General features: G+C 66.8%; 15 protein-coding genes and 1 tRNA gene. 7 read left to right on the top strand and 9 right to left on the bottom strand.

Annotated features, from left to right (window positions below; genetic code table 11):
• Positions 1 to 317 precede the first annotated feature (317 nt).
• Positions 318 to 2,837: a penicillin-binding protein 1A gene (locus ACP26O_RS09990; protein WP_175664874.1), complete on the top strand. Its 2,520-nt coding sequence runs from the start codon at positions 318 to 320 to the stop codon at positions 2,835 to 2,837.
• A gap of 231 nt (positions 2,838 to 3,068) precedes the next feature.
• Here ACP26O_RS09990 and ACP26O_RS09985 read toward each other — a convergent pair whose 3' ends face one another.
• From ACP26O_RS09985 to mfd, 3 genes are all read right to left on the bottom strand, one after another.
• Positions 3,069 to 4,088 carry a threonine/serine dehydratase gene (locus tag ACP26O_RS09985; RefSeq protein WP_175664873.1) on the bottom strand — a complete coding sequence of 340 codons (1,020 nt, stop codon included), beginning with the start codon at positions 4,086 to 4,088 and terminating at the stop codon, positions 3,069 to 3,071.
• A 61-nt stretch (positions 4,089 to 4,149) separates the two neighbouring features.
• Complete coding sequence (gene argE, locus ACP26O_RS09980; protein WP_175664872.1) at positions 4,150 to 5,370, bottom strand: acetylornithine deacetylase; 1,221 nt, start codon at positions 5,368 to 5,370, stop codon at positions 4,150 to 4,152.
• Positions 5,371 to 5,466: 96 nt separating this feature from the next.
• On the bottom strand, positions 5,467 to 9,024 hold the full coding sequence (gene mfd / locus ACP26O_RS09975) for a transcription-repair coupling factor (protein ID WP_175655567.1): 3,558 nt from the start codon (positions 9,022 to 9,024) through the stop codon (positions 5,467 to 5,469).
• A gap of 20 nt (positions 9,025 to 9,044) precedes the next feature.
• Here mfd and ispD point away from each other — a divergent pair, with 20 nt between their 5' ends.
• Both ispD and ispF read left to right on the top strand, forming a co-directional pair.
• Complete coding sequence (gene ispD / locus ACP26O_RS09970; RefSeq protein ID WP_105785531.1) at positions 9,045 to 9,755, top strand: 2-C-methyl-D-erythritol 4-phosphate cytidylyltransferase; 711 nt, start codon at positions 9,045 to 9,047, stop codon at positions 9,753 to 9,755.
• Between the two features lie 29 nt (positions 9,756 to 9,784).
• A complete protein-coding gene (ispF, locus tag ACP26O_RS09965) occupies positions 9,785 to 10,270 on the top strand; it encodes a 2-C-methyl-D-erythritol 2,4-cyclodiphosphate synthase (protein WP_175660552.1) in 486 nt (161 codons plus the stop codon).
• A gap of 159 nt (positions 10,271 to 10,429) precedes the next feature.
• Here ispF and ACP26O_RS09960 read toward each other — a convergent pair whose 3' ends face one another.
• The 4 genes from ACP26O_RS09960 to ompR all read right to left on the bottom strand — a co-directional run bounded on the left by ACP26O_RS09960 (position 10,430) and on the right by ompR (position 13,907).
• Entirely contained in the window at positions 10,430 to 10,957 is a 528-nt protein-coding gene (locus ACP26O_RS09960; protein WP_006752031.1) for a carboxymuconolactone decarboxylase family protein, read from the bottom strand.
• Between the two features lie 76 nt (positions 10,958 to 11,033).
• Complete coding sequence (locus ACP26O_RS09955) at positions 11,034 to 11,582, bottom strand: peroxiredoxin (RefSeq protein WP_006478563.1); 549 nt, start codon at positions 11,580 to 11,582, stop codon at positions 11,034 to 11,036.
• Between the two features lie 188 nt (positions 11,583 to 11,770).
• Positions 11,771 to 13,132, bottom strand: coding sequence for an ATP-binding protein (locus tag ACP26O_RS09950; RefSeq protein ID WP_175664871.1), 1,362 nt, complete (start codon positions 13,130 to 13,132; stop codon positions 11,771 to 11,773).
• 40 nt (positions 13,133 to 13,172) lie between these two features.
• Complete coding sequence (gene ompR / locus ACP26O_RS09945; protein ID WP_004192636.1) at positions 13,173 to 13,907, bottom strand: two-component system response regulator OmpR; 735 nt, start codon at positions 13,905 to 13,907, stop codon at positions 13,173 to 13,175.
• A gap of 258 nt (positions 13,908 to 14,165) precedes the next feature.
• On the opposite strand from ompR, the gene ACP26O_RS09940 reads away from it, so the two are divergent.
• The 3 genes from ACP26O_RS09940 (at position 14,166) to ACP26O_RS09930 (ending at position 17,436) form a co-directional block, all read left to right on the top strand.
• Complete coding sequence (locus ACP26O_RS09940) at positions 14,166 to 14,444, top strand: hypothetical protein (protein WP_126228058.1); 279 nt, start codon at positions 14,166 to 14,168, stop codon at positions 14,442 to 14,444.
• A gap of 120 nt (positions 14,445 to 14,564) precedes the next feature.
• Complete coding sequence (locus ACP26O_RS09935; protein ID WP_175664870.1) at positions 14,565 to 16,157, top strand: DUF1800 domain-containing protein; 1,593 nt, start codon at positions 14,565 to 14,567, stop codon at positions 16,155 to 16,157.
• A gap of 67 nt (positions 16,158 to 16,224) precedes the next feature.
• Positions 16,225 to 17,436, top strand: coding sequence for a DUF1501 domain-containing protein (locus ACP26O_RS09930; RefSeq protein ID WP_175664869.1), 1,212 nt, complete (start codon positions 16,225 to 16,227; stop codon positions 17,434 to 17,436).
• Positions 17,437 to 17,461: 25 nt separating this feature from the next.
• On the opposite strand, the gene hpnD is transcribed toward ACP26O_RS09930, so the two are convergent.
• Positions 17,462 to 18,295: a presqualene diphosphate synthase HpnD gene (hpnD, locus tag ACP26O_RS09925; protein WP_041491204.1), complete on the bottom strand. Its 834-nt coding sequence runs from the start codon at positions 18,293 to 18,295 to the stop codon at positions 17,462 to 17,464.
• Between the two features lie 237 nt (positions 18,296 to 18,532).
• On the opposite strand from hpnD, the gene ACP26O_RS09920 reads away from it, so the two are divergent.
• A tRNA-Leu gene (locus ACP26O_RS09920) sits at positions 18,533 to 18,619 on the top strand.
• A 233-nt stretch (positions 18,620 to 18,852) separates the two neighbouring features.
• Here the strand turns inward: ACP26O_RS09920 and ACP26O_RS09915 are convergent.
• Entirely contained in the window at positions 18,853 to 19,959 is a 1,107-nt protein-coding gene (locus tag ACP26O_RS09915; protein ID WP_175664868.1) for an acyltransferase family protein, read from the bottom strand.
• Positions 19,960 to 20,009: the final 50 nt, after the last annotated feature.

Here is a 20,009-nt window from a genome sequence, read left to right as displayed (position 1 = left end):
GTTCAAGCGCGATGCGTGCGCAGTATTCGAACCTTTCGCGTTTGAAAGCAACGCCGCGGCACGCGGCGGGCCGCGTGTCCATGATAGGCGGAGCATGCGGCCAATACGTTCCGTAAATCCCGGCCGTGCGGGAATTTTTACAAAAAATCGCGAAGTCAACCGGTCGATTTCATTAAAATGCGCTGTCACGTCGCGGGAACGGATCGCCGCGCGGCGGGGTCTGTCGACGTGACAGTTGCCACGATGCACCACACTCTGATTCATCCGCTTGCATTTCCGCATGCGTCCGAGGGCGCCACGCCGCCTGCCATTCCGACATGCCAATTATCAAACGACCGCCTTCTTCTTCCGACCGGAACGAACCTCACTACACATTGCGCCGTTCGCCGTCGGGAGCCTACTACCCCGATGACGACAACGGCGACGACGATCGCCGCACGCAGCGCCGCGGAGGCGGGGGCGGCGGCCGCCGCTCGTTCGGCTCGCGCGTCGCGCTGTGGTTCGTCGGACTGTTCGCGACGCTCGCGGTCGTCGGCGCGCTGATCGTCGGCTATGCACTCGTCGTGATGGCACCGCAACTGCCGTCGCTCGATGCGCTGACCAACTACCAGCCGAAGGTGCCGTTGCGCGTGTTTACCGCCGATCACGTGCTGATCGGCGAGTTCGGCGAGGAGCGCCGCAGCCTCGTGCGCTTCCAGGACATTCCCGACGTGATGAAGAAGGCCGTGCTCGCGATCGAGGACTACCGCTTCTACGAACACGGCGGCGTCGACTTCCTCGGCATCCTGCGCGCGGGCGTGGCCGACCTGATGCACGGCGGCGCGCGCCAGGGCGCGAGCACGATCACGATGCAGGTCGCGCGCAACTTCTTCCTGTCGAGCGAAAAGACCTACACGCGCAAGATCTACGAGATGCTGCTCGCGTACAAGATCGAGAAGGCGCTGACGAAGGACCAGATCCTCGAGCTGTACATGAACCAGATCTACCTGGGCCAGCGCTCGTACGGCTTCGCGGCCGCCGCGCGCGTGTATTTCGGCAAGGACCTGAAGGACATCACGCTCGCCGAAGCGGCGATGCTCGCGGGGCTGCCGAAGGCGCCGTCCGCGTATAACCCGGTCGTCAATCCGAAGCGCGCGAAGGTGCGCCAGGAATACATCCTGAAGCGCATGCTCGAGATCGGCTACATCACGCAGCCGCAGTACGACCAGGCGGTGAAGGAGGAGATCCGCGTGCGCACGCCGGGCAACCAGTATGCGGTGCACGGCGAATACGTGTCCGAGATGGTGCGGCAGATGATGTACCAGCAGTACAAGGACGAAACCTATACGCGCGGGCTGACCGTCACGACGACGATCAACTCGGCCGACCAGGAAGCGGCGTACCAGGCCGTGCGTCGCGGCATTCTCGATTACGAGCGCCGCCACGGTTATCGCGGGCCGGAAGCCTCGATCAACCTGCCGGCGGCCGGCGACGAGCGCGACGAGGCGATCGACGACGCGCTCGCCGATCATCCGGACAACGGAGATTTGCAGTCTGCGGTGGTGCTGGCGGCGTCGCCGAATGCGGTCGAGGTGCAGTTCGTCGGCGGTGCGACGACGACGATCGGCCCGGCCGGGCTGCGCTTCGTGTCGGGCGCGCTGAATCAGCGCGCGAACGCCACGCTGCGGATCAAGCCGGGTTCGATCGTGCGCGTGCTGAAGGATGGCAAGACGGGCTGGCAGGTCGTGCAGCTGCCGCAGGTCGAAGGCGCGCTCGTCGCGATCGCGCCGCAGGACGGGGCGATCCGCTCGCTCGTCGGCGGCTTCGACTTCAACAAGAGCAAGTTCAACCACGTGACGCAGGCGTGGCGCCAGCCGGGTTCGTCGTTCAAGCCGTTCATTTATTCGGCGTCGCTCGACAAGGGCCTCGGACCGGCGACGATCATCAACGATGCACCGCTGTACTTCCCGCCGAGCGTGCCGGGCGGCACCGCGTGGGAGCCGAAGGACGACGACCAGCCGGACGGCCCGATGTCGATGCGTACCGGCCTGCAGCGTTCGAAGAACCTCGTGTCGATCCGGATTCTCGCGTCGATCGGCACGCAGTACGCGCAGCAGTACGTGACGCAGCGCTTCGGCTTCGATCCGGCGAAGACGCCGCCGTACCTGCCGATGGCGCTCGGTGCAGGGCTCGTCACGCCGCTGCAGCTCGCGACTGGCTATGCGGTGTTTGCGAACGGCGGCTACAAGGTCGATCCGTATCTGATCGCCGAAGTCGACGACGCGCACGGACAGGCGCTGCAGCGGTCGCAGCCGGTGGTCGCCGGCAGCACGGCGCCGCGCACGATCGAAGGCCGCAACGCGTACGTGATGAACAGCCTGCTGCATACGGTCGCGACGGCCGGCACGGGCGCGGGCACCAACGCGCTCGGCCGCGGCGACCTGCAGGGCAAGACGGGTACGACGAACGATGCGAAGGACGGCTGGTTCGCCGGCTACCAGCAGTCGCTCGTCGCGGTCGCGTGGATGGGCTTCGACCAGCCGAAGAGCCTCGGCAGCCGCGAATTCGGCGCGCAGCTCGCGCTGCCGATCTGGGTGAACTACATGCGCACCGCGCTGAACGGCGTGCCCGAGCAGCAGATGCCGATGCCGGACGGCCTGACGACGGTCGACGGCGAGCTGTACTACGCCGATCGCACGCCGGGCAACGGCTTCGTCGGGAGCGTGGACATCAACCCGGCCGAGAACGCGATCAGCGCGAACGACGCACTCGGCTCGGCCGGCGCGGCCGGGCTTGCGCCGCCGCCCGTCACGCAGCAGGAGAAGCAGCAGATCATGGACATGTTCGAAAACAAGTAAGCGATACGCGGATGATTCGCATGCGACGGGCGCCTTCGGGCGCCCGTTTTTTTTTTGCGTGTCGCCGTGCGTCAACCCACGTGCGTCGGCGGTGTCATCTGCCTATTTCGCGTCCGGCACGCTTCGCGCTTGTAAAACGCTGCGCGCTCAACCACTTGCGTGCTTGCCCGGCGGGTTATCAACAGGGCTGTCAACATAAACTGGGGATAACCCGCAGCGCCATGCGCAGCTTCAGTGCTGCAGTTTCGCGTGCGCGAGATGCATGCCGAGTGTCGCGGGGTCGGTATTCGTGCCCGACAGCAGTACGCCGACGCGCTTGCCCTGCAGCGTCTCGCGCAGCGGCCCGAGCAGCGCCGCGAGCGCCGCCGCGCACGCCGGTTCGACCGCCAGCTTCAGGTGCGAGAACAGGAACAGCATCGCCGCGCGCAGCGCGTCGTCGGACACCGTGACGATGCGGTCGATGTGGCGCCGGCACAGCTGGTAGCTGTATTCCTCGGTGTGCGGCGCCATCAGCGAATCGGCGATGGTCTGCATCGCGCTCATCTTGATCGTGTGATTCGCCGCGAAGCTGCGGCACATCGCGTCGGCGCCTTCCGGCTCGACGCCGTACACATGCACGCGCGGATTCGCGAGCCGCAGCGCGGTCGCCATGCCGGCCGCGAGCCCGCCGCCGCCGATCGGCACGATCACCGCGTCGAGATCGGGCGTCTGCGTCGCCCATTCGTAGCCGAGCGTCGCGGTGCCGAGAATCGTGTGGTAACCGTTGAACGGATGGATGAAGAAGCGGCCTTCCTCGGCCTCGATCCGCCGCACGACGTCGAATGCCTGCGACGCGCTGCCGGCCAGCACGACTTCCGCGCGGTACTGCTTGCACTGTGCGATGCGCGTCGGGCTCGCGGTATGGAACATCACGACCTTCGCACTGCTGCCGAGCCGCATCGCCGCATACGCGACGGCCGCCGCATGGTTGCCGGCCGACACACACGTGACGCCGGCGTTCTTGCGCGCTTCGTCGAGTGCCAGCAGGTGCGTGAACGCACCGCGCGCCTTGAAGCTGCCGCTCGCCTGCAGCAGCTCGAACTTGAAGTTGACGTGCGTGCCCTCGAGAGATGGCAGATTGGCGCGCTCGAACACCGGCGTGCGCGCGACCCACGGTGACAACGCGAAATGCTGCGCGGCGATTTCGTCGAGCGTCGGAATCGGCTCGCCGTCGATCGTCGTATGGGCGGTGCCCTGTTGTTCAGTCGACATGACGTGGCGGGTGGCGGGGTGGGGCCGGCCCGCACACGCAGGCCGGCGTGGCGGGGGGCAGTCAGTGTGCGTCGACCGACATGCTGCGGATGAACTTGCGCAGGAACTGCTCGCAGGCGGCGAGCTGCGCGAGCTCGACATATTCGTTCGGCTTGTGCGCCTGCTCGATGTTGCCGGGCCCGCATACGACGCTCGGGATGCCCGCGCGTTCGAACAGGCCGGCCTCGGTGCCGTATGCGACCTTGCGCTTGTCCTGGTCGGCCGTCAGCGCGCGCACGAGCTGCGTGATCGCGGCCTGTTCCGTCGCGTCGAGGCCGGGTGCCGCCGCGATCTTCGAGAACTCGATCGCCGCGTTCGGATGTTCGCGCAGCATCTGCGGCAGCAGCGTTTCCTGCGCATACGCTTCGATGCGCGTGAAGATCTGCTCGGGATCGAGCGTCGGCAGGTTGCGGAACTCGAAGTCGAACCGGCATTCGGCCGGCACCGTGTTGATCGCGTTGCCGCCCTGGATCGTGCTCGTTTGCGCGGTCGTGAACGGTACGTCGTACAGCTCGTCGAACGGGCCTTCGGCACGGAAGCGCTCGGCGATGTCGCGGATGTGGCAGATGAGGCGCGCCGCGTATTCGATCGCGTTCAGGCCCTTCGGCGTCAGCGACGAGTGAGCTGCGTGACCGCGCACGCAGCAGCGGTACGCGTTGATGCCCTTGTGCGCGATGATCGGCCGCATGCTGGTCGGCTCGCCGACGATGCAGCCGGACGGCTTCACGCCGCGCTTGACGAGATCGGCGATCAGCAGCGGTGCGCCCGCGCAGCCGATTTCCTCGTCGTAGGACAGCGCGAAATGAATCGGCTTCGCGAGCTTCGTCGCCTGCATCTCGGGCAGCAGCGCGAGCGCCGCGCCGATGAAGCCCTTCATGTCGCAGGTGCCGCGGCCGTACAGGCGGCCATCGCGGATTTCCGGCGCGAACGGGTTGCTGTCCCACTGCTGGCCGTCGACCGGCACGACGTCGGTGTGCCCCGACAGCACGATGCCGCCGTCGGTCGAGCCGTCGTGCGCGGGCACGGTCGCGAACAGGTTGGCCCAGCCTTCGCGCGGATCGTGCGTGAGCGTCGACTCGATGCCCTTCGCGGCCAGCGCGTCGCGCACTGCTTCGATCAGGCCGAGGTTCGGCACGCGGCTCGTCGTGTCCATCGACACCAGCTGCTTGATCCAGGGCAGGCTGACGAGCGATGCGTCGCCTTGGTCGGCGGCGGACGGCGCCGTCGCGTCGAGAGTGGACATGGCAAAACTCCGTCTGAGGAATGGGAAAATCATACTCAAAAACGCGCCGGCCCGCCTTTGCCGGCCGCGATGCGGTGCAGCATCGCGGCCACGCGCTCAGCGTGCCGCGCTCGCGGCGTCGGCGCGCGGCGCCAGCGCGCGCAGCGTTTCCTTGATCGTCGACACGCGGATCGCGAGATCGGGCGAGCGCGTCTCGATGCGCAGCTTGTCCTGGCCCGCGAGCTTGATGTGCCGGTGCTTCTGCACCATGTCGATGATGCGCATCGGATCGATCGGCGGGTTCGGCTCGAACTGCAGCCCGATCGCGGCCTCGCTCGCGTCGATCTTGACGATGCCGAGCGGCTTCGCGGCCAGCCGCAGCCGGTGCGTCTCGACGAGCGCGTGCGCCTGCGGCGGCAGCTTGCCGAAGCGGTCGATCAGCTCTTCCTGGATGCCGTCGATCGCGTCGCCGTGCTCGCAGTTCGCGAGACGCTTGTACAGCGACAGCCGCTCCTGCACGTCCGCGCAGTAGTCGGCCGGCAGGATCGCGGGCGCATGCAGGTTGATTTCCGTCGTCGCGGCGAGCGGTGCGGTGAGGTCGGGCTCCTTGCCGTTCTTCAGCGCCTTCACCGCGTCGTTCAGCATGTCGGTGTACAGCTGGAAGCCGATCTCGTGGATCTCGCCCGACTGCTTGTCGCCGAGCACCTCGCCGGTGCCGCGGATCTCGAGGTCGTGCATCGCGAGATAGAAGCCCGAACCGAGCTCCTCCATCTGCTGGATCGCCTCGAGCCGGCGCTGCGCCTGCTTGGTCAGCGATTGCGGATCGTGGACCAGCAGGTACGCATACGCCTGATGGTGCGAACGGCCGACGCGGCCGCGCAGCTGGTGAAGCTGCGCGAGGCCGAACTTGTCCGCGCGGTGCATGATGATCGTGTTCGCGCTCGGCACGTCGATGCCGGTCTCGATGATGGTCGTGCACAGCAGCACGTTCGCGCGCTGCGCGACGAAATCGCGCATCACGCGCTCGAGTTCGCGCTCGTGCATCTGGCCGTGCGCGATCACGATGCGCGCCTCGGGCACGAGTTCCTCGAGCATCGCCCTGCGGTTCTCGATCGTCTCGACCTCGTTGTGCAGGAAGTACACCTGGCCGCCGCGCTTCAGCTCGCGCAGCATCGCCTCGCGGATCACGCTTTCTTCCTCGCGGCGCACGAAGGTCTTGATCGCGAGCCGCTTCTGCGGCGCGGTCGCGATCACCGAGAAGTCGCGCAGCCCCTCGAGCGCCATCCCGAGCGTACGCGGGATCGGCGTGGCCGTCAGCGTCAGCACGTCGACTTCCGCGCGCAGCGCCTTCAGCGCTTCCTTCTGGCGCACGCCGAAGCGGTGTTCCTCGTCGATGATCACGAGGCCGAGGCGCTTGAACTGCACGTCCGACGACAGCAGCTTGTGCGTGCCGATCACGATGTCGACGGTGCCTTCGTTGATCTGCGCGATCGCCGCATTCACTTCCTTCGTGGTCTTGAAGCGCGACAGCTCGACGATGCGCACCGGCCAGTCCGCGAAGCGGTCGACGAAGGTCTGCGTGTGCTGCTCGGCGAGCAGCGTGGTCGGCGACAGCAGCGCGACCTGCTTGCCGCCCATCACCGCGATGAACGCGGCGCGCAGCGCGACCTCGGTCTTGCCGAAGCCGACGTCGCCGCACACGAGGCGGTCCATCGGCTTGCCGCTCGTCATGTCGCCGATCACGGCCGCGATGGCCGCGGCCTGGTCGGGCGTTTCCTCGAAGCCGAAGCTTTCCGCGAACTTCACGTAGTCGCGCGGATCGAGCGCGAACGCATGGCCCTCGCGGGCCGCGCGGCGCGCATACAGGTTCAGCAGCTCGGCCGCCGTGTCGCGAATCTGCTGCGCGGCCTTGCGCTTCGCACGCTCCCACTGGCCCGAGCCGAGCGCGTGCAGCGGTGCGCTGTCGGGATCGGCGCCGCTGTAGCGCGAGATCACGTGCAGTTGAGCGACCGGCACGTAGAGCTTGCTGTCGCCCGCGTATTCGAGGTGCAGGAATTCGGTCTCGCCTTCGCCGAGATCCATCGACACGAGGCCCATGTAGCGGCCGATGCCGTGCTGCGCATGGACGACCGGGTCGCCGACCTTCAGCTCCGACAGGTCGCGCACCATCGCGTCGACGTTGCTCGCCTGTTCCTGGCGGCGCCGGCCCGCGCGCCGGCCGAGCGCGCCGTACAGCTCGGTTTCGGTGACGATCGCGTAGCCTTCGCCCGGCACCGCGAAGCCGCTCGCGAGCGGCGCGACACCGAGCGCGAACGGCGCGTCGCTTTCGAGCCAGCCCGCGAAGTGGTCGTTCGACGCGGGGCGCAGGTGATGTTCGGCGAGCAGTTGCAGGATCGTTTCGCGGCGGCCGGCCGATTCGACCGTCAGCAGCACGCGCTTGCCCGACGATTCGACGAACGTGCGCAATGCGGCGAGCGGATCGTCGGCATGGCGATCGACCGTGAGTTCGGGCAGGCCCGTCGCCCAGCCGCCGGCCGGCTGCGCGGGCAGCACGACGCGCGCGAACGGCTTCGCGAACGCGAAGAAATCCTCGTCGGACAGGAACAGGCGCTGCGGCTCGAGGATCGGCCGCTCGCGGTCGTGCGAGAGGAACGCGTGGCGCTGCTTCGTATCGGCCGTGAAGCGGCGGATCGACGCTTCCAGATCGCCGGTGAACACGAGGTGCGCGTCCTGCGGCAGGTAGTGGAACAGCGTGGCCGTCTCGTCGAAGAACAGCGGCAGGTAGTACTCGATGCCGGCCGACGGCACGCCGTTGCCGATGTCCTTGTAGATCGGCGCGCGGCTCGGGTCGCCTTCGAAGGTCTCGCGCCAGCGGCTGCGAAAGGCCGTGCGCGCGGCTTCGTCGAACGGAAACTCGCGGCCGGGCAACAGGCGCACGTCGCGAACCGGGTAGAGGCTGCGCTGCGTATCGGGATCGAACGCGCGGATCGAGTCGACCTGGTCGTCGAACAGGTCGATCCGGTACGGCAGCGGCGAGCCCATCGGGTACAGGTCGATCAGCGAGCCGCGCACGCAGTATTCGCCGGGCCGCACGACCTGGCTCACGTGCTCGTAGCCGGCCAGCGTGAGCTGCGCCTTCAGCTTCGCCTCGTCGAGCCGCTCGCCCTGTGCGAACGCGAAGGTGTACGCGGCCATGAACGACGCGGGCGGCATCCGGTACAGCGCGGTGGTCGCGGGCACCAGCAGGATGTCGCAGCGGCCCTCGCCGAGGTCGTGCAGCGTCGCAAGCCGCTCGGAGACGAGATCCTGGTGCGGCGAGAACGTGTCGTACGGCAGCGTTTCCCAGTCCGGCAGCAGGCGCACGCGCGCATCGGGCGAGAAGTAGCGGAGTTCCTGCGACAGCCGCTGCGCGTCGACCGCGTTCGCGCAGATCACCGCAAGGAGCGGGACCGCGGCGCGGTTCTCGGCGAGATAGCGGGCGATGGCGAGTGCGTCGGCGGAGCCGTGCGTGCCGTCGAAGGCGAACCGCTGGCCCGGTTTGACGCGGGCGACGGGCGAGGCGAACGGGATGGAAGCGTTGTCTGGCATAGGGACGGCAGGGGTGGCGGGCACGGCGCGGCGCGGTGCGCCGGTCGAGACGAAAGACCTATTATAAAATCCGCTTCTCGATTTCATCTTTCCGGCGTTTCCACTTCGTGACTCCCCGACTTTTCGCCCTGATTCCTTGCGCCGGCACGGGCAGCCGCTCCGGTTCGGCCGTGCCGAAGCAATACCGCACGCTGGCCGGCCGCGCGCTCCTGCATTACACGCTCGCCGCGTTCGACGCGTGCAGCGAATTCGCGCAGACGCTCGTCGTCCTCGCGCCCGACGACACGCACTTCGACGCACGCCGCTTCGCGGGCCTGCGCTTCGCGGTGCGCCGCTGCGGCGGCGGCTCGCGGCAGGCGTCGGTGCTCAACGGGCTGCTGGGGCTGGGCGAATTCGGCGCGACCGACCAGGACTGGGTGCTCGTGCACGACGCCGCGCGCCCCGGCATCACGCCGGAGCTGATCCGCACGCTGGTCGCGGCGCTGAAGGACGATCCGGTCGGCGGGATCGTCGCGCTGCCGGTGGCCGATACGCTCAAGCGCGTGCCGGCCGGCGGCGACGCGATCGCCCGCACCGAGTCGCGCGACGCGCTGTGGCAGGCGCAGACGCCGCAGATGTTCCGCATCGGCATGCTGCGCGACGCGATCCTGCGCGCGCAGCGGGAAGGGCACGACCTGACCGACGAGGCCAGCGCGATCGAATGGGCCGGTCATACCCCGCGCGTCGTGCAGGGCAGCCTGCGCAACTTCAAGGTCACGTACCCGGAAGATTTCGCGCTCGCCGAAGCGATCCTCGCGCGCGCCACGAACGCTTCCTGACTTTCACCTCATCTCACACCGGAATACGCATGGATTTCAGAATCGGACAAGGCTACGACGTGCACCAGCTCGTCCCGGGGCGCCCCCTCATCATCGGCGGCGTGACGATTCCGTACGAGCGCGGCCTGCTCGGCCATTCGGACGCGGACGTGCTGCTGCACGCGATCACCGACGCGCTGTTCGGCGCGGCGGCGCTCGGCGACATCGGCCGCCATTTTTCCGACACCGACGCCGCGTTCAAGGGGGCGGACAGCCGCGTGCTGCTGCGCGAGTGCGCCGCCCGCGTGAAGGCGGCTGGCTTCACGATCCAGAACGTCGACAGCACCGTGATCGCGCAGGCGCCGAAGCTCGCGCCGCATATCGACGGGATGCGCGCGAACATCGCGGCCGATCTCGGGTTGCCGCTCGAGCGCGTGAACGTGAAGGCGAAGACCAACGAGAAGCTCGGCTACCTTGGCCGCGGCGACGGCATCGAGGCGCAGGCCGCCGCGCTGCTGGTGAAAGAGGGCGCGTGAGCGCCTGATGCCGGTTTGACACCGGCCCGAAGCGGCGCGCAGGTTGCGCCGCTGCAATGAAAAATGCCACGCGTTTGCGTGGCATTTTCGTTTTTGGCCCGGGGCGGCGGATGCGGCGTCGAAGGACCGCCGCACCGCGCTGCCGGCCGAGCGGTGCGCTTACTCGCCTTCGGCGGCGATCACCTGCGCGGCGGCGTTGATCACCGACGCGATGCGGCCGACGTCACGCAGTTGCGTCGTCGTCATCCCTTGCTCGTTCTTCAGCAGCGCATAGTGCGACTTCACGCAGAAGTGGCACTTGCCGACGATCGACGCGGCGAGCGCGTACATCTCGAACCGGCGCTTGTCGACGCCGCCGTGCGACGCATACGCGCCCATCCGCAGTTCGGCGCGCTGGGTCTTCAGGTCGGCGTCGTCGGCCATCTCGACATACGGATACCAGGTGTTGTTCATCCCCATCAGCGCGGCCGCCGTCAGCACGGCGTTCGTCTCTTCGGGCGACAGCACGCCGGCTTCGCGGATCGTCTTCACGAGCACGGTGCTCTTCGCCGCGACCGCTGCCGCCAGTGCCACGCCGACCGCATCGTTGCCTTCGAGCGACGAGCGCGAGATCGTGCCGTCGAGGTTCAGGCGAATGTCCTTCGCGTAGTCGGGAATACGTGCCTTAATCGAGTCGATGAATTCCATTGATATCTCCTATGGGTTGGCCGTTAAAAAAGCCCGCAGGCAGGACGTGCGCCGCGGGCTTCGTGCATCGATGCGCTTACAGCGTTGCGCCGCCGACTGCACGGTTGCACGGGCACAGTTCGTCCGTTTGCAGGCCGTCCAGAATGCGCAGGACTTCTTCCGGGCTACGGCCGACGTTCAGGTTGTTCACCGAAACGTGCTGGATCGTGTTGTCCGGATCGACGATGAACGTCGCGCGCAGGGCCACGCCGGCTTCCTTGTCGCGCACGCCGAGCTGGTCGATCAGCTCGCCCTTGACGTCGCCGAACGAGTAGTGGTTCAGCTTGTCGAGATCCTTGTGCTCACGGCGCCATGCGAGCTTCACGAATTCGTTGTCCGAGCTGCCGCCGAGCAGGACGGCGTCGCGCTCTTCGAACTGCTTCGTCAGCTTCGCGAACTCGACGATTTCCGTCGGGCACACGAACGTGAAATCCTTCGGATAGAAGTAGATGATCTTCCACTTGCCCGGGAACGACGCTTCGGTGACGGTCTCGAACGCCGACTGGCCGTTTTCCTCGTGATTGTTGAAGCCCGGCTTCGCGGCTACGACGGTGAATGCTTCGAGTTTATCGCCCACGGTTTTCATGCGGATACTCCTGTGTGAGTTGGGAAGAAGACTGAGTCAAGCTACCTCGGTGCTGCAACGTTGATGTGACAGCATGCGAAGACTGTAACACTATTAACCAAGCGATTCAATAGATTTTGACTAACGATCCCCATAGTTTTTTTCAACCGCAGCGATAGTGTGACGCGCAAGCGGCGTGCGCGAACGCGTCACGCCGTCGCACGCGCCTTGCCGGCGCCGGGGAATTCGAGCGTGACTTCGAGGCCCGCGTCGGGGCTGCGGTTGCGCAGGCGCATCGCGCCGCGATAGCGGCCGACGAGCCGCAGCACGATCGCCATCCCGAGCCCCGTGCCGTCCGCCTTGGTGCGCGCCGTGTCGACGCGGTAGAACGGTCGCATCACGAGCGGCAGTTGATCCTCCGGGATGCCGGGGCCTTCGTCGGTCACCGACAGCTCGACCCGCGCGTGCGTCACGCGCGTCTCGAGCGTGATGCGCGACACGCCGTCCTGCCGGCTCTGGCCGTATTTGCGCGCGTTCTCGACGAGGTTGCCGATCACGCGGCGCATGTCGGTCTCGTCGGCTTCGATCACGGCGCTCGGCGCAAGCCGCGTGCGGATCTCGACGCCGTCCTCGCCCGACACGCGCGCGGCGACTTCGTGCGCGATCGACGACAGGTCGACCGGCTCCGGCTTGCGCTGGGACGGACGCGCGTAGTCGATGAAGGCCGCGATGATGCGGTCCATCTGCTCGATGTCGTCGACCATCGCATCCTTGGTCGCCTGGTCGGACGGGCTCATCTCGGTCTCGAGCCGCAGCCGCGCGAGCGGTGTGCGCAGGTCGTGCGAGATGCCCGCGAGCATCAGCGCGCGATCGGCCTCGAGCTGTTCGAGGTCGCGCACCATCTGGTTGAAGCTGCGGTTGGTCTCGGCCGCGACGCCCATCCCGCGCTCGGGCAGCAGCTCGGGCGTCTGGCCCGAGCCGATCTGGCGCGCGGCGAGCGCGAGCCGCGAGAACGGCCGGTTCACGAGGCTCGTGATGAACGCGGAGCCGAACAGCGACAGCGCGAGCGCGAACAGGCCCCAGCCCGCCCACTGCAGGCCCGTGACGCTGTCGAGCTGGTCGCGGTCGAGCGCGACCCAGTAGTCGTCGTCGTCGATCTTGAAGCTGATCCACACGCCGGGAATGTCGTTGACCGACTGCGCGATCACGGTCTCGTCGCCAAGCCGGCTGCGGATATCGTGTTCGATCAGACGGTTCAGCGATTCGTCGGGCTGCAGCTTGAACTTGTCGGTTTTTTCGCGCGGGTAGACGCGCACGCCCTCGTTGCTCTCGAGATCCTGCAGCAGCGCGCGCCGCAAATCGGGATCGGAATAGAGCAGGGCGGTGCGCGTGAGCTTCACGATCGCGACGAGCTGGAGCGCGACGCGCTGCGCGCGCGGCTCGCGCTCGATCACGCGAAAGCTCTGGAACCACGCGGCGAGACTGACCGAGATCAGCAGCGCGATCAGCAGGAAGGTGCGCCAGAACAGCCCGCCGAACGCGAGCTGCAGGAGGCGCCGGTCGATACGCATGGGACGGGCCGAGGACAGGCGAAACCGGAAAGGAAAAAAATCAGGCGGCGCCGTCCGGAATGAACACGTAGCCGAGGCCCCAGACGGTCTGGATGAAACGCGGGCTGCCCGGATCCGGTTCGATCAGCTTGCGCAGGCGCGAGATCTGCACGTCGAGGCTGCGGTCGAACACTTCGTATTCACGGCCGCGCGCGAGCTCCATCAGCTTCTCGCGCGACAGCGGCTGGCGCGGATGGCGCGCGAACACCTTCAGCACCGAGAATTCGCCGGTCGTCAGCGGAATTTCCTGGCCCGACTTCGTGAGCGTGCGCGTCGCGAGGTTCAGCGAGAATTCGCCGAACTCGAACACCTCGGTGGTTTCCGACGGCGCGCCCGGCAGTTCGGCCGGCGCCTGGCGGCGCAGCACCGCGTGAATGCGCGCGACGAGTTCGCGCGGGTTGAACGGTTTCGGCAGGTAGTCGTCGGCGCCCATCTCGAGGCCGACGATGCGATCGACATCCTCGCCCTTCGCGGTGAGCATGATGATCGGCGTGCGATCGTTGCTGCCGCGCAGGCGGCGGCAGATCGACAGGCCGTCCTCGCCCGGCAGCATCAGGTCGAGCACGAGCAGGTCGAAGCGTTCGCGCACCCAGAGCTTGTTCATCGCAGTCGCGTTCTCCGCGACGTATACGTTGAAACCCTGCTCGCCGAGATATCGGCGCAGCAGATCGCGCAGGCGCGGGTCGTCGTCGACGACGAGAATCTTGGAGGGGTTTTTCGTTTCCATGAGCGGCATCTTATCGCGAATGGGAAATCACGCACGGTCGCGTATTTTCGCGCGTTACAGTCCGTTACAAAATTTACCCGTAGTGTCGCGTGGAGTAAAGGCACGCTATAGAGATTCCTTTACTCGAAGCCGGAGTTCGGTAGATACTCCCCAGCACTCCATCTTTCATCTTTGTACACCCGAATTCCGCAGGGTTTTTCAAGTACCAGAGGTAACCGGTTGCCGCGTGACGAAGCGAACAAATCGACCAGAGAAGCGAGGACGGTCATGCGATCTGCGCGGATTGCAGTGATGCTGACGATCGCACTTGCCGGTCCATATGCGTCGAACTTCGCGTATGCGCAGCGCCCCGAGGCGGGCGCATCGTCGCGCAAGCTGCAGCGCGGCAAGGCGCCGCAGTCCGACCGCGCCGCCGACACGGCGGTCCGGTCCGCCGTGCCTCCCGATCTCGAACAGCACCGCCGCGACGGGCACATGACGCCCGAAGAGCGCCACCTGCTGCGCCAGCACATCGAGGACGCCGTTCGCGAGCTGTACAAGCGCTGACACGCGCGCGTGCCCGCACGGCAACGAAAGATTCCGTAGCAATTTTCCCGTCAACTTTCCCATGCGTGCCGCCGTTGAACCTGCATCCGCACCGCCGGTGCGTTCCGGGAGTCCACGACGATGAAAGCGAACGCTGCCGCCCCGGCATCGCCCGCGATGCAGGCGCCGCTCGACGCCGACGATGCGCTGTTCTTCCTGAGCCGTACCGGCTTTTCTCCCGCACCGGCCGAGGTCGCCCGCATCGTCGGCATGACGCGTGCACAGGTCGTCGCCGATACGCTCGGCAACGTGCGCCGCGAGCCCGTGACGCGCTGGCCCGACTGGGTCGCGGAGTTGCCGCCGACCCGCGCGCAGCGCCAGGCGCTGACCCCCGACATGCGGCGCGACGAGCAGCGCGAACGCAACCGCCGCTACGATGCGTTGCGCGCGGCGTGGGTCAACGAGATGGTCGCGACGCCGTCGCCGCTCACCGAGCGCATGACGCTGTTCTGGCATGGGCACTTCACGTCCGGGCAGGACAAGGTCCCATATCCGCAGACGATGGCCGCGCAGCATGCGCTGTTTCGCCGCGAGGCGCTCGGCAGTTTCGACACGCTGCTGCATGCGGTCGCGAAGGATCCGGCGATGCTCCAGTATCTCGACGGCGCGAGCAACCGCAAGGGACGCCCGAACGAGAATTTCGCGCGCGAGGTGATGGAGCTGTTCACGCTCGGCGAAGGGCATTACACGCAGCACGACGTGACCGAAGCCGCGCGCGCGATGACCGGCTGGAGCGTCGATCCCGACACGCTGCGCTTCGTGGCACGGCCCGAATGGCACGACACGGGCGAGAAGACGATACTCGGCGAGACCGGTGCGTTCGACGGCGACGGGTTTCTCGACATCCTGCTGAAGCGGCCCGACACTGCGCGCTTCATCGCAGGCAAGCTGTGGCGCGAGTTCGTGTCCGATACGCCGGACGCCGGCGCGCTCGAGATCGTGGCCGAACGGTTTCGCGCGAGCGGCTACGACATCCGCACGGCGCTCGCCGCGCTCTGGTCGACCGACGCGTTCTGGGATCCGGGCAATCGCGGCGTGCTCGTCAAGTCGCCGGCCGAGTTCGTCGTCGGGTCGGTGCGGCTGTTCGACGTCGCGTACGGCGATCCGCAGATGCTCGCGAACACCGTGCGCACGCTCGGGCAGAACCTGTTCTATCCGCCGAACGTGAAGGGCTGGCCGGGCGGCGCGCTGTGGATCAACAGCACCACGCTGCTCGCGCGCAAGCAGTTCGTCGAACAGCTGTTCCGCGCGACCGAGGCGGCCGGGATGCGGGCGCCCGCGCACGCGATGGCGCAGCCTTTGCCGAACGCGCGTGCGCATGCGATGCCGGTTGCGGATGCCGCCTCCGGTGCCAGCATGCCCGGTGCCGGTACGCCCGGTGCCGGTACGCCCGGTGCCGGTATGCCCGGTGCCGGTATGCCCGATGCCGGTATGCCCGCTGCCGGCATGCGCGGCGCGCCGGTCAAGCCCGCACGCGGCGGGCTGCGCTTCGACCTCGAACGCTGGCTCGCGCAGTATCGTGTGCGGCCGCAGGCGCGCGCCGGCTTGTCCACCGAACTTCAACTGCAGCACGCGGTGCTGCCGGTGTCGCCGGTCGCGGCGATCGATACGGACTCGACCGGCAGCGCGTATCTCGAGGCATTGCTGATGGATCCGGCCTATCAACTGAAATGACCGAAACGACGACGAACAGGCGCGCTGCAGCGGTGGCCATGCCGCGCGGCGAACCGAAGGATGCACGATGAACCGACGTGATTTTCTGACGCTCACGGGCGCCGCGGCCGCGACGGGCGTGTCGTTGTGGCAGCCGGCCACGCAGGCGGCTTCGATGCCCGCGGCGGGGCGGGCCGGCTATGCGAACGTGCTGATTCTCGTCGAGCTGAAGGGCGGCAACGACGGCCTCAACACGGTCGTGCCGTATGCGGATCCGCTCTACTACCAGCTCCGTCGCGGCATCGGCATCAAGCGCGACCAGGTGCTGCAACTCGATGCACATACGGGGCTGCACCCGGCGCTCGCGCCGCTGATGCCGCTGTGGCGCGACGGGCAGGTCGCGATCGTGCAGGGCGTCGGCTATCCGCAGCCGAATCTGTCGCATTTCCGTTCGATCGAGATCTGGGATACCGCGTCGCGCTCGGACCAGTACCTGCACGAAGGCTGGCTCACGCGCACGTTCGCGCAGGCGCCGGTGCCGCCGGGCTTCGCGGCGGACGGCGTCGTGCTCGGCAGCGCCGAGATGGGACCGCTCGCGAACGGCGCGCGCGCGATCGCGCTCGTCAATCCCGCGCAGTTCATCCGCGCGGCGCGGCTCGCCGAGCCGTCGTCGCTGCGCGAGCGGAACCCGGCGCTCGCTCACATCATCGACGTCGAGAACGACATCGTGAAGGCGGCGGACCGGCTGCGCCCGCGCGGCGGGATGCGTGAGTTCAGGACGGCCTTTCCGGCCGGTACGTTCGGGACCTCGGTGAAGACCGCCATGCAGGTGCTCGCGGCATGCGAAGCATCGGGGCCCGGCGCGCAGGACGGCGTCGCGGTGCTGCGGCTCACGCTCAATGGATTCGACACGCACCAGAACCAGCCGGGACAGCACGCCGCGCTGCTCAAGCAGTTCGCGGAAGGGATGGGTGCGATGCGCGACGCGCTGATCGAGCTGGGGCGCTGGAACCAGACACTCGCGATGACGTATGCGGAATTCGGGCGGCGCGTGCGCGAGAACCAGAGCAACGGCACCGATCACGGTACCGCCGCGCCGCACTTCGTGATGGGCGGCCGCGTGGCCGGCGGGCTGTATGGTGCGGCGCCCGCGCTCGGGCGCCTCGACGGCAACGGCAACCTGCCGGTCGCGGTCGATTTCCGTCAGCTGTATGCGACCGTGCTCGGGCCGTGGTGGGGGCTCGATGCGACGCGCGTGCTGCAGCAGCGCTTCGACACGCTGCCGCTGCTGAAAGTGTGATTGGGGAGGCGCGTTACGGCGCGGGTCAGCGGCGGCGCGCGGCGCGCCATGCGATCCACAGCTTGCGGATCGGCGTCAGCGCGATGCGCTGGTGCAGCACCTGGTAGCCGTCGCGCTCGATTTCGTCGAGCAGCGCGCCGGCCAGTGCGATCTGCGCGCGCAGCGTGCGTTGCGCGCGGCGTTCGGACGCGGGGATCGCTGCGTCGGCGGCGGCGAGCGCTTCGCGCGCGCGGGCCGTCTGAAACTGCAGCAGCTCGGTGAAGGCCGGGCTGTAGCGACGGTTCAGCAGGTCGGCCGCGGTCACGTTGTAGCGTTGCAGTTCGTCGATCGGCAGATAGATGCGGCCATGGCGCGCATCGTTGCCGAGCTCCTGCACGAATTGCGCGAGCATCAGCGCGCGGCCGGCATCCGCGGCCCACGGCTGCGGGTCGGCCGGATTCGCGGCGCTGGCGCGCGCGACCAGCGACGCGAAGGTGCCGCCGACCTGCGCGATATAGCGCTGCAGGTTCGCGAAATCCAGGTAGCGCGCCTGTTCGAGATCCATCCCGTAACCGTTGACCAGCGTGCGCAGCGCATCGGCTTCGGCCGCGATCGCCGGGTGATGCTGCGCGAGCGCCTTCGTGACCGGGTGCGACGGTTCGCCGGCGGCGAGCGCCGCGAGCTCCTTGTGCCACCACGCGAGCTTCGTGTGTCCGACGGTCGGGTCGCTGGTTTCCTTGACGGTTTCCTCGAGTTCGCGGCGCAGCGCGAACAGGGCGGTCAGGCGCGGTTCGGCGGCGAGCGGCGCCTGGCGCAGCGCGTAGTAGACGCTGGAGCCCGCGGGGGCGGCCTTTTGCTGACAGTAGTCGTCGAAGTTCACGGGTGGGATCGTGGCGGAGGCGGGTTCGGGGGCGCGCGCCGGCGCGTGGCCGGCACGTCGAGCGCGGCATTCTAGCACCGCTGTCCGGCGGGCGCCGGCGGGGCGAGACAACGCCGCACAGATCGGGTAGAATCTCGCGCTCGCCTGATCGGGCATGCCGGTTTTCGGGCCGGCATGAAGTCCCGGGCGCGTGGAGAACGCATCTTGCGTGCCGCGCGGTCAGGTGACGGACAATACGCGTGAGTGGCGAAATTGGTAGACGCACCAGGTTTAGGTCCTGACGCCCGCAAGGGTGTGCCGGTTCGAGTCCGGCCTCACGCACCACATATCCTCCCAAGCCGGTTCAGGTTTGGAAAGGAAGCCCCGTCAGTCAAGTACCGACGGGGCTTTTTGTTTCCAGCGTTGCTTGGCGTTTCCGATTGATGCCCATGGAATCGGGGACATCGAAATACCCGCATGCCCGGCCGCCCTTGGGCGGGCGACGTATCGCATCGACGGCAGGGAGAAACGGATGGCCGTGCGACTCCGTTATCAACCCATCGCAACTGATTTGTACATTAACGTTGATGCGCCGGCGCAGACGAGCTTCGGTGGCCCATCAGCGTCCTCAAGATATTCTTGCCGGGGAGTTCGATCGTCCTATATGTCAACCACGACAGCGCGATCGTCGCGACGAAAAAGGCGACGAAGAAGCTGCGGCTGCTATATGGCAACTCGTGTCCGGATGCGACGCCCAGGATGTGCACGGCGAGTTGCATCGGAAAATGCACCAAATAGATCGAATATGAAATGGAGCCGAGGAACACGAGGGGAGGAAGTTTGAGCACCTTGTTGACGACCGTCCCTCGCATCGACCCGACAATCAATGTCGGGAAGCAAATCAGCGTAACCACGATGTCCAGACCACTCGAAAATCTGGAGCTGGCGCAGTAGTAAAGGAAGCACGCGGTCGACGAAACTGCAAGGAGGTCATAGACGGGTTTCGCAATCGAGATCTTGTCGAACACGTCGTTGATGCGTAACAGTGCGACGCCGATACAGAAGCCGAACGTCGCGCGGAAAATGTCATTGTCGATGCCGAACAGGGCCGTGTCGCTGATCAAGCCGTTGCGAAAGATGGCTGCGAGCGCGACCACGAATCCAGTTCCCACCAGAACGGCGGACAGCCTTTTCCGGGTCGAAATGGCCGCAAGGAAGGCGATGTTCACTACGAACTCGGCAGAAATTGACCACGATGGCGCGTTGAACGAGAAGCCCCGCTCGAGTCCGGTTCTGTTGAGCAGCAGCAGGTTGAGAACAAATTCCCGCTTGTCGTTGTAGATGTAGGTAAAAGGTGGCGAGCTGAGGCGGTGCACCAATACCCATTGCATGACCGCGACAAGGCACAGCATGACGAAGTGCAATGGATACAGGCGAGCGATTCGATCACGAAGATTCGACGAGAAATTCGGTGATCGCTTGTCATTCCAGTAGGTGCGAGCGAGCACGAACCCGGAGAGCACGAAGAAGAAGTCGACCAGCAGCAGCCCGTGGCCATAGAACGGGGCCATCAGGCTGGGAAACGGAGACGCATGGAAGTGGTTCGTGTAATGCCAGGCGATTACGCCGATCGCTGCCAATGCTCTAAGGCTATCCAGTTCGTGTAGCCGTTCGTTTCCGCTCATCGCGTTATGGACTGGTGTTGAATTTGCGCGATTGTATCCGAGAAAGCGTC

This window comes from Burkholderia sp. R-40 (assembly GCF_049942845.1).
In the GTDB taxonomy this organism is placed as follows: domain Bacteria; phylum Pseudomonadota; class Gammaproteobacteria; order Burkholderiales; family Burkholderiaceae; genus Burkholderia; species Burkholderia ambifaria.
This window is presented reverse-complemented; position numbering and strand designations above follow the sequence as displayed.

Bases quoted from the DNA above. Each gene is read 5' to 3' on its own strand.
- ACP26O_RS09990 (WP_175664874.1), top strand. From the start codon at position 318: ATGCCAATTATCAAACGACCGCCTTCTTCTTCCGACCGGAACGAACCT.
- ACP26O_RS09985 (WP_175664873.1), bottom strand. From the start codon at position 4,088: ATGTCGACTGAACAACAGGGCACCGCCCATACGACGATCGACGGCGAG.
- argE (WP_175664872.1), bottom strand. From the start codon at position 5,370: ATGTCCACTCTCGACGCGACGGCGCCGTCCGCCGCCGACCAAGGCGAC.
- mfd (WP_175655567.1), bottom strand. From the start codon at position 9,024: ATGAAATCGAGAAGCGGATTTTATAATAGGTCTTTCGTCTCGACCGGC.
- ispF (WP_175660552.1), top strand. From the start codon at position 9,785: ATGGATTTCAGAATCGGACAAGGCTACGACGTGCACCAGCTCGTCCCG.
- ACP26O_RS09960 (WP_006752031.1), bottom strand. From the start codon at position 10,957: ATGGAATTCATCGACTCGATTAAGGCACGTATTCCCGACTACGCGAAG.
- ACP26O_RS09955 (WP_006478563.1), bottom strand. From the start codon at position 11,582: ATGAAAACCGTGGGCGATAAACTCGAAGCATTCACCGTCGTAGCCGCG.
- ACP26O_RS09950 (WP_175664871.1), bottom strand. From the start codon at position 13,132: ATGCGTATCGACCGGCGCCTCCTGCAGCTCGCGTTCGGCGGGCTGTTC.
- ompR (WP_004192636.1), bottom strand. From the start codon at position 13,907: ATGCCGCTCATGGAAACGAAAAACCCCTCCAAGATTCTCGTCGTCGAC.
- ACP26O_RS09940 (WP_126228058.1), top strand. From the start codon at position 14,166: ATGCGATCTGCGCGGATTGCAGTGATGCTGACGATCGCACTTGCCGGT.
- ACP26O_RS09935 (WP_175664870.1), top strand. From the start codon at position 14,565: ATGAAAGCGAACGCTGCCGCCCCGGCATCGCCCGCGATGCAGGCGCCG.
- ACP26O_RS09930 (WP_175664869.1), top strand. From the start codon at position 16,225: ATGAACCGACGTGATTTTCTGACGCTCACGGGCGCCGCGGCCGCGACG.
- ACP26O_RS09915 (WP_175664868.1), bottom strand. From the start codon at position 19,959: ATGAGCGGAAACGAACGGCTACACGAACTGGATAGCCTTAGAGCATTG.